The sequence below is a fragment of the bacterium genome, from assembly GCA_030699905.1.
Classification (GTDB): Bacteria; Patescibacteriota; Minisyncoccia; order Phycocordibacterales.
The window spans coordinates 1-6,525 of sequence record JAUYKQ010000016.1 but is presented as its reverse complement, the minus strand read 5'-3'; the positions used below and the strand labels follow the sequence as shown (position 1 = coordinate 6,525).

Below are 6,525 nucleotides of genomic sequence, written 5' to 3'. Positions count from 1 at the left end.
GTTGACTTTGCCGGATACATGAATGATGTCTTTATCCTCAAAAGCGCGCACGACTTCGGCTATGGCATCCACTTCTCTGATATGGGTTAAAAACTTGTTGCCGAGACCTTGTCCTTCCGAGGCGCCTTTCACAAGTCCCGCTATGTCCACGAATTCCACCGCCGCCGGCACGGTTTTTGCAGAATTGCTGAAATGACTAAGGAGAGTTAGTCGTTTATCCGGCACGGCCACCACCCCCACCGAAGGGTCTATGGTACAAAAAGGATAATTTTCCGCCGGAACGCTTTTTTTTGTAAGCGCGTTAAACAAAGTGGATTTACCCACGTTTGGCAGTCCGACTATTCCGATGCTTAAACTCATAACCCTTAACTTATCATTAAATTACTGAATTACAAAACAAAAAGAGGAGGGTTTTCCTCCTCTACGAGCAAGGGATTCCCCCCTCGCTAAACGCTCAATTCTTCCGGCAACCACAAGTGGGCCACCATTTTCGGTAAGTCCGCTTCTGAACACTCCATGTTCATCCTGCATAGGGCAAGTTCCAAAACGTCCTCCACCGTGTATCCCATAAACCCGGCGCAGATGTCAAAGTCCTGAAAATCCATTTCACCGTTCATAATCTTGCGGAAAACGTCTCTGGTACCCGGGGTCATACTTTGCGTCAAAGTCCCCTCCTCTTTTTCTTGAAACCAGTCGTTGGTAATTTGAGCAAACACCCTGAAAACCTCTCTTTTGTGGTTAACCAGCCACTGCATCGCTTCGCCTTTTTCCATAATCTTCCTTCTGTTTTACTATTTTGCCGAATTTTGTACGAAAAAACACGACCCTCGCCGTATGAATACCTGGTATTGATACAACTTAAAAAAGTGGAGTCGTGCCTTATTTCCCAAACTTTACTGTACCATTTCTACAAAAAACCGCAACGCATATTTTACCTTGCTTTGTTTATATTGACATATAAGAGGTTGCTTGCGTAAATCATTTACTCTCCTCTTCTTCCCAATTTCTCCATCCTCGCCCTCCATTTATTTTTTTTCTTTTCTGACATGGTCTCCATGCGTCCTATCTTTAAAAGCTTTACGGGAGAAAAACCGGAAAACTTCAAAATGCCTCGCCGAATTTCGTTTGTAGTATCGCCCAAAAGTATACGAGCGATAAACGGAGGCGTGTTTGAAGACACTATCACTCTGGCGCTTCTGCCTTTTAAAAGTTTTCTCCAACCTAAACCGTTTTTCTTAAAACTAAAGGCAAAGCCGGGCAACCACATTCTGTCAAAAAGACCCTTGAGAAGCGCCGGCATTGTGGACCACCACGTTGGATATAAAACTACCAGATGGCTACACCAATGAATTTTTTCCTGAACTTTTAAAAGGTCCGGCTCAAGCGTTTGAATTTCCTTGTAGCCCTTGTGCAAAATAGGGTCAAATTGAAGTTCCCCGATGTTTATCCTCTTTACTTCATGTCCTGCTTGGCTTGCGGATTTTTCGTATGAGTCGGCAAAAGAACCGAGGAGGGATTCCTTGTCCGGATGTCCAAGTATTATTAAGACCTTTTGTCGTACCATATTGAACAGTTTTGATTGAAAAAACTCTAATCGCGCGCAAAAAACATCAAAGACGCTATTTTAACATGGCTTTTAGCTCCGCCTCGTGTGTCTTCATCACTTCTATGGAGGCGGTGTACTGATCTTTTCCCTCTTTTACCTTGGCTTGCACTTCGTCGGCAATTTGTTTAAAAAGAGCCGGATTTTTGTCTATCATGGCCATCACTTTTTCCTGCTCGGCATCCGGAATGTTTTTGAGCTTGGCCTTTACCATTTTTTTCATTAAAAAATTAAACATGTTTATATACTACCATAGAAAATATTATGTAAAAAAAGTTTTCCCCAGCAGTTGACAGTTTGAAAATTTATGATAAAGTTAAAACAGAAAGGAAAACAGGAAAATAATGAAACTTAGAAAAACTATTCCGGTTGTTTTCAATCCCCTCACCATCACCGATGACTCCGTGCCGGTGAGAATAATTTTAGACGCTAAACAAGCCGTCCGAGACGCTTTTCCCGGGGCCGAGCTTGTGGGATTCACTGTGGTCATTTCAGCCACAGCTAAAAGCGACAGCTACGCACGGATCTGCAGTGCCCTGCGCGAGCACGGCCTTGAGCCGATATTGAACTGAAGCGGTTGTGCAAACCACAGAACCACTCCAAAACCGGCAACGACTCGTTCGTTTGCCGGTTTTTTTGTAACTATACACGTCCTCGCGCTAACACACCCTAAACCTTTTCCAGAAATTCAGTTACATTCTCACGGGACTTGAGCGGTATTGATACATGAAAAGATGTTCCACTGTTTTGTTCAGAAGTAAACGAAATAGTGCCATGATGTGCCGTGACATATTGATGACACATGTAAAGACCGATACCGCTCCCGTGTCCCAATTTGTTACGGGCATTGCTCGCGCGGTAGAACTCCGAAAATATCTTTTCTTGTTCAACCTTCGGAATGCCTATACCTGTATCGGAAACATCAATGTACATATTTACATGGTCGTTTGTCACGCGAAACACTATACTTTTTTCTTTGAGCATCGTGTATTGCAGTGAGTTCTCAAGTAGATTTTCAATCACAATACGAAGGCGAAGTATGTCCACTTCCACATTTCGGTCACGGTCAAGCTTAATGTCGGAGGTGAGCTTAATCCCCTTCTCGTCGGCGCCGTAGCGGTACTTTTCCGCGATTTCCCGCGCCATCTGCTCTACTTTTCCGAGAGTTGTCCATTCAAGAACTATGGAAAGTTTGCCGATATCACGCAAACTGACGTCCAAAAGATTTACCGTGTGCATGACGGTTGTTTGAATGGAACTGATGACGCCGTTTAGCATGGTGAAGTCCTCGGGAGATATCGCCTGTCGGTACTTGTCTGTTATGAGTTTTATAGCCCAACCGGTTGACGTGAGACCGGTGCGCATCTCATGCGTAATAAGAGCGATGGCCTCTTCTCGCAAGGCGCTGTTTTCCTTAAGAACGACAGCGTTTTTTCTCTCAAGTATTGCCGCGGTTATCAATATACCGACAAGCACGCCTGCCGAGATGATGAACGTAGAGCGTTCATTCTCAAGATAAGGCATCCAATATGATAGGACGAGGTAGCCAAGAGCGGCACCCAAAACGCCTCCGAGCGTATACGTGAGAATTCTCTCTACTACGTTCAGTATCATATTCCTACGGTAGCGGTGTTCCATACGACAAAGGGACACTTTGTCGTTTTCGCGCAAATACGAGGGAACCTATGATAAGGACCGGCGCGAGAAACTGGAAAAAAGCGCTCGTGATAAAAGCTCCACTGAGCATACTGGCATTCGCTACAACACAACAACTGACGACTCCCGCGCCTCCGCCAAGGGCCTTCATTCTCTGCGGAGGACCGACTCTCATTCCGAAAATAATTATGGCTCCACCGACAACAAGACCGTTTACGATAATGTCATACCATAGTACGAATGGCATGAGGAGCATTTTCCGTTCCGGCGTCAGCAGGAACCATGTAAAAATTGCCAGAGACACGATAAGCGTCAAAAGAAACACGATACGTCGCGTGCCACGGGAAAACGAACTGAAAGGAAATTTTATCATGTAGGCGGAACCCACGAACACCGCAACCGCCGCAATTTCGCCGTAAAGAAGGTTCATGGTGTGAAATTCAATACCCATGAATATCATAGCGAGCGCCTGATATGTAAGAAACGCAAGGAACGCGCCTAAAAGTTCGCCACGTTCGCGCCGATAGGACTTTAGAACAAGAAAAGCGCACAAAGCATAAAAAACACCCGCCGCGTACATAAGAAAAACATCAAGGTGAAGCCCAAGCACCATGATATCCGATTGCATCATTGGTACCTCCGTCATATATCTTAAATTTTATTTGTTAATTATTAACATTTAAACTTTAACACGCCTGCGACAAGGGTGGCAACATAGCTTATCAACAGATGTCTTACCACTCAAAAGTTTGAGGATTGACATTCACCAAGTAAATTTAAAACTTCCTTTTACTTTTCCACATACACTAATTATCAGCGACCGCCAGAAGTTAGTGTATTCTGATTTTACCGCCTCTTATTCCTATCCACAGCGTTTTGATTGACATAAGGAGGTTTTTATGGGAACCTTATTTACAGAATGTCTGTCCATAATGCCTTGAGGCGCATCCGTTTCGGATGTTGGGCAGAACCAAACAGGCCATGCAAAAGAGTGTTTTACCTCTTTGGTGGCCATCACACAAAAGGTGTTATGAAGAACGGAAACTTCGTCGGTATCCCTCACGGGGACGATCGAGATTGGCAACTCGATTCACTGTTTGACGAGGAGTACGAACCGCGGTGGAAGACCGTAACGAGCAATATCACTTTGCTCTTACTGTTTATAGCCATCATCATTTTTGTCTCCATAGGATGAGGCGCATGGAGCGAGTATTTTTTCTTTTTTTCAAGGCGTTGAGCGGGTTATGTACCGCTCAACGCCTGTTTTTTGTCCAAAGAAATTTTTCGCTCCGGAAAAATTACGCAAGTATATTCAGAGCAGAAAGTGTTACCAATTCTTGCTGGAGATGATTCTTCGTATGTAACCTTTTTTCACAATTATCTCAATTGTAACTCAATATTTATTTTTTAAAAAAGGCATCATGAAAGCGCGCCCTTGTTGTGCCGACTTTAATGCTTGACGATAATGGGGAGGAATCCGCGCGGGCTTCGGCTTTCTTTTTTAAAAAAAATGGCGACTACTGATTAAATTTCAACTCTGGCCATTTCTCTATCCATTTCTTTTCCATTGCCCTCTCTTTTACTCTTTCTATCCCACCTTTGAATTTTGGACTTGATTTGATAATTAAATTTATTAAATCATCTATACCATGAGGCGCAATTAATTTTAATTTGCCACCTTCCAACCTGACACCTATGCCCGTAGCCGTTTCCGGCCATTGAGAAAGTGCATCCTCGGTTGATTTATATGGTGGCACATTATTCCACTTATGAGCATACGCTTCATTTACTATCTCCCATATTATGCCAGTTTCTTTTCGTAATTTTTGTGATAGATCTTCGTCAGTTTTTTGATCGTTTCCGTTCGGGTCATAATAAACCAAATCTATATCGTTTGTTTCAACTTCTTTTTTAGCATATCCGTGTAAATAATCCCAAACTTTATTTCTCACAAACCCTGCTCCGATAACCCAATCGGGGAAATTCAGTTTTTCCGCGACATGCAAGATGTTCATCATCCATTCGTCCTTTTCAATTATGTTGAGGATGTCTTTTTCGGTCATTTCAGTAAGAATAAATAACTAATTGGGACGGGTACTATTATCATAATTTTGATTATATGTTCGCCATACAAATTATTTTTCCAGAATTTCTAAAACCTTATCTCTTAATTTCTCAAACTTGAGATAGCCAGCTCTTTTATTAAAATGTCCGGCGTTCGGTATAAAAGAAAGCTCAACGCCAAGATTTTTTGAAAGTTCCTTACCATTTTCTAAACCGACATAAGGGTCATCATCGGATTGAAAAACCACAAAGTCAGTGGCTTTCTTTTTTAGTGACTCCCACTCAAAAGAAAAACCACTAAAACCATTGTCTCGGTCATAGTTCTTAATCGGCCGAACGCCGACAGGTGTTCCAACAAAAATAGCAGCTTTTATAGGATGCCCTAATTTTTCTAATATTCGCAAGGCGAATATTCCACCTAAACTATGACCAACGAGAATAGTATTTTCATTTATGTAATGCTTATAGTTTTTTAGAACATCAAACCACTCTGCTATTTTTGCTGGCACTATTGGTGGCGAGGGAAATTGTGGCACAAAGACCTTACAGTCCTTTTGCTCCAATTCCCGTTTTAACCATGGAAACCAATTTTCATCGGGATTTCCCTCTGTTCCGTGAAAAATAAATACATTGCTCATATGTATTCACATCTTATCATTTTGTTATAGTGTCAGACAATACTATTGGCACTAATGAGAACAGGCATCATTATCCTCAATTTTGGACATAAGGGGAACCGCGAGTACGCTTTCGGTCACGGATATTTTATAAGCGACGTAGAGCGAGAGAGATGAAAACGGCTTTGCGTTTTCATCTCCGAGCCGAGGAGCTTATATACGCCCCTTAACACCCTATGCTCTGCACGGGAATAAAAAAGAGCGAAGCAAGTTCCACCTAATCACCATGCGATTGCGCAGGGGCGTATATTCGCCGACGCTCATAAAATTCCGCGACCCCGGCTCGGCCTTTTGTTCTACTGAACAAAACTGGCCTCCGCCCTTCGATTCCCCTTAGGTCCGCAAAAACATAGTCGCCCGAGGCTTAACGCCTCGGGCTCGTTGTTTTTTGTGGACCTAGACCTAAGGGGAACCGCGAGTACGCTTTCGGTCACAAGTTTCCTCGCTCCGTCGAGCTCGGAACTTGCGACCCCGGCTCGCGGTCTCGCGTGCTCGCTCGACAACGCTCCGCCCTTCGATTCCCCA

At 43.4% G+C, this 6,525-nt stretch carries 9 protein-coding genes; 1 reads left to right on the top strand and 8 read right to left on the bottom strand.

Going from position 1 to position 6,525, the window contains the following annotated elements:
* From Q8P86_01920 to Q8P86_01905, 4 genes are all read right to left on the bottom strand, one after another.
* On the bottom strand, positions 1-360 hold a 360-nt coding region (locus Q8P86_01920), incomplete at its 3' end, for a GTPase (protein ID MDP3996434.1).
* Between the two features lie 86 nt (positions 361-446).
* Entirely contained in the window at positions 447-773 is a 327-nt protein-coding gene (locus Q8P86_01915) for a hypothetical protein (protein MDP3996433.1), read from the bottom strand.
* Between the two features lie 209 nt (positions 774-982).
* The gene (locus Q8P86_01910) at positions 983-1,564 is read right to left on the bottom strand and encodes an NAD(P)H-dependent oxidoreductase (protein ID MDP3996432.1); all 582 of its coding nucleotides are present in this window, start codon (positions 1,562-1,564) and stop codon (positions 983-985) included.
* Positions 1,565-1,619: 55 nt separating this feature from the next.
* On the bottom strand, positions 1,620-1,841 hold the full coding sequence (locus Q8P86_01905; protein MDP3996431.1) for a hypothetical protein: 222 nt from the start codon (positions 1,839-1,841) through the stop codon (positions 1,620-1,622).
* 106 nt (positions 1,842-1,947) lie between these two features.
* Here Q8P86_01905 and Q8P86_01900 point away from each other — a divergent pair, with 106 nt between their 5' ends.
* Positions 1,948-2,175 (top strand): hypothetical protein, encoded by a 228-nt coding sequence (locus tag Q8P86_01900; GenBank protein ID MDP3996430.1) that lies wholly within the window; start codon positions 1,948-1,950, stop codon positions 2,173-2,175.
* Between the two features lie 97 nt (positions 2,176-2,272).
* Here the strand turns inward: Q8P86_01900 and Q8P86_01895 are convergent, their stop codons facing one another.
* From Q8P86_01895 to Q8P86_01880, 4 genes are all read right to left on the bottom strand, one after another.
* Complete coding sequence (locus Q8P86_01895; GenBank protein ID MDP3996429.1) at positions 2,273-3,241, bottom strand: HAMP domain-containing sensor histidine kinase; 969 nt, start codon at positions 3,239-3,241, stop codon at positions 2,273-2,275.
* Positions 3,222-3,905, bottom strand: a complete 684-nt coding sequence (locus Q8P86_01890; protein ID MDP3996428.1) for a hypothetical protein — start codon at positions 3,903-3,905, stop codon at positions 3,222-3,224. The genes Q8P86_01895 and Q8P86_01890 overlap by 20 nt, the downstream gene beginning before the upstream one ends.
* 871 nt (positions 3,906-4,776) lie before the next feature.
* Positions 4,777-5,322 (bottom strand): nucleotidyltransferase family protein, encoded by a 546-nt coding sequence (locus tag Q8P86_01885; protein MDP3996427.1) that lies wholly within the window; start codon positions 5,320-5,322, stop codon positions 4,777-4,779.
* 72 nt (positions 5,323-5,394) lie between these two features.
* Positions 5,395-5,961, bottom strand: a complete 567-nt coding sequence (locus Q8P86_01880; GenBank protein MDP3996426.1) for an alpha/beta fold hydrolase — start codon at positions 5,959-5,961, stop codon at positions 5,395-5,397.
* Between the last annotated feature and the right edge of the window lie 564 nt (positions 5,962-6,525).